Annotated in this window: 1 protein-coding gene and 1 pseudogene; one reads left to right on the forward strand and one right to left on the reverse strand. The window is 76.1% G+C overall.

The features are described from left to right. Positions 1–937: histidine kinase dimerization/phospho-acceptor domain-containing protein (locus ACYVKZ_RS20275; protein ID WP_460994218.1), on the reverse strand; the 937-nt coding region annotated here is incomplete at its 3' end. 186 nt (positions 938–1123) lie between these two features. Here ACYVKZ_RS20275 and ACYVKZ_RS20280 point away from each other — a divergent pair. Continuing rightward, positions 1124–1309: pseudogene (locus ACYVKZ_RS20280) on the forward strand (hypothetical protein); the annotation flags it as partial.

Below are 1309 nucleotides of genomic sequence, written 5' to 3' on the forward strand. Positions count from 1 at the left end.
CGTCGTCGGCCCTGGCCAGGGTGAGCAGGTCCTCGACCAGGTGCCCCATCCGGGCGGCCTCCTCGCCCAGGACCGGCTTCATCTCCTCCCACGTCCGCCCGCTCGGGTCGGCCGCGGCGACCTCGATCCCGGCCGAGAGGGTGGCCAGCGGGCTGCGCAGCTCGTGGCTGGCATCGGAGACGAAGGCCCGCTGGGCCCGGTCGGAGTCCTGGAGCCGGGCCAGCATGGCGTTCATCGTCACTGCCAGGCGGTGGATCTCGTCCCCGGTGCCGGGCTCCTCGACCCGCCCGTCCAGGGCGGCGGCGTCGATGCGGGCCACCTGGGAGCGGATCCGCTCCACCTGGCGCAGGGGCCGTCCGACGAGGACCCACACGGCGGCCCCGACCAGGGCCAGCAGCAGCGGACCGGCCCCGAGCAGGAACCATGCCACGGTCGAGACGGTGGTGGCCTGCACCTGCACGGTGGAGGCGACCACGACCGTGTACGGGCCGCCCTGGCCCTGCACGCCCAGGGCGACGACCAGGAAGGCGTCGGGGTCGCCGATGCTGGCCAGGCTCGAGACGTCCTGCACGGTCACCGTGCCCGGGGCCGGCCGCGCCGCGGTCAGGGGGGAGCCCTTCACCGCAGCCTCGGATGCGGCCACCACCGTGCCCTGGGGGCCGATGACCTGCACGTACTGCCCGGCCGAGGCGGTGGCGGCCAGGGTCTGGGCCGCCTCGCCGACGTCCTGGCTGGCGATCTGGTACGCCACGTCCTGGGCCCGGTGCCGGGCCGAGGACTCCGCGGTGGCGATCAGGGAGTGCTGCAGGAGCACCAGCAGCAGCACCCCGCCCAGCAGCAGCGCGGCCCCCACCACCGCGACGGCCACGGCTGTGGCCCACCTCCGGATGCCCCACACCCGCCCGGGCCGGCGGGGCCGGCCATGCTGCTCTCCCATGCACCCACGATCGCGCCGGGAGGGCCCGGGCGCCTAATCGCGGGCACGGCGTCCTCAACCGCCCCACAGCGGGGCTCAGCGTCCCCTCAGGGGCCTGCGCGCACGGTGGATCCATCGCCGCCCCGCCTGGGACGGCGGGACACCGGCCCCGGCACAACGGGGCCACGGACAGAAGGGAACACCGCAATGAGAAGGATCAAGGACCTCGGGCAGGTGCTCACCGCCCTGGACCTGAAGAAGAAGGCGGCCCTCGGCGCGGTCGGCGTCCTCGCGCTGGCCGGCCTCGGCGTCGGCGCCGCGAACGCGGCCACCACCCCCACGCCGGCCCCGCCGGCCAGCTCGGCGACGGCGGACGCCCCCACCCCCGGGGAC

The sequence above is a fragment of the Sinomonas soli genome, from assembly GCF_054782415.1.